At 63.7% G+C, this 923-nt stretch carries 1 protein-coding gene; it reads right to left on the bottom strand.

Translation table 11 applies throughout. The features are described from left to right. On the bottom strand, positions 1 to 923 hold a 923-nt coding region (gene tuf / locus AC07Q9_RS31560), incomplete at both ends, for an elongation factor Tu (RefSeq protein ID WP_495312960.1).

Raw genomic sequence — 923 nt, 5'->3', positions numbered from 1 at the left:
CCGCCTTCACGGATGGCGAAGCGCAGGCCTTCTTCCATCGCGATCGGGTTGATCAGCTTGACGGTGATGCTGACGTTGTCGCCAGGCATGACCATTTCCTTGTCCGCGGGCAGCTCGATCGCGCCGGTCACGTCCGTCGTGCGGAAGTAGAACTGCGGACGGTAGTTGTTGAAGAACGGCGTGTGACGGCCACCTTCGTCCTTGGACAGGACATACACCTCGGCGGTGAAGTGCACGTGCGGCTTGATCGAGCCGGGCTTGCACAGCACTTGGCCGCGTTCGACTTCTTCGCGCTTCGTGCCGCGCAGCAGCACGCCGACGTTGTCGCCAGCCTGACCTTGGTCCAGCAGCTTGCGGAACATTTCCACGCCGGTGCAGGTGGTCTTGACGGTCGGGCGGATGCCGACGATTTCGATTTCTTCGCCGACCTTGATCACGCCGCGCTCGACGGCGCCGGTCACCACGGTGCCGCGACCCGAGATCGAGAACACGTCTTCGACGGGCATCAGGAACGTGCCGTCCACAGCGCGCTCAGGCGTGGGGATGTACGTGTCCAGCGCTTCGGCCAGCTTCAGGATGGCTTCTTCGCCCAGCTTGCCCTTGTCGCCTTCCAGGGCGAGCTTGGCCGAGCCGTGGATGATGGGGGTGTCGTCGCCAGGGAACTCGTACTTGTCGAGCAGCTCGCGCACTTCCATTTCGACCAGCTCGAGCAGCTCGGCGTCGTCGACCATGTCGCACTTGTTCAGGAAAACGATGATGTAGCCCACGCCCACCTGGCGAGCCAGCAGGATGTGCTCACGGGTCTGGGGCATCGGGCCGTCAGCGGCCGAGCACACCAGGATGGCGCCGTCCATCTGAGCGGCGCCCGTGATCATGTTCTTCACATAGTCGGCGTGACCGGGGCAGTCGACGTGTGCGTAGTG

The organism is Variovorax sp. GW821-FHT09A10, assembly GCF_059418385.1.
This window is presented reverse-complemented; position numbering and strand designations above follow the sequence as displayed.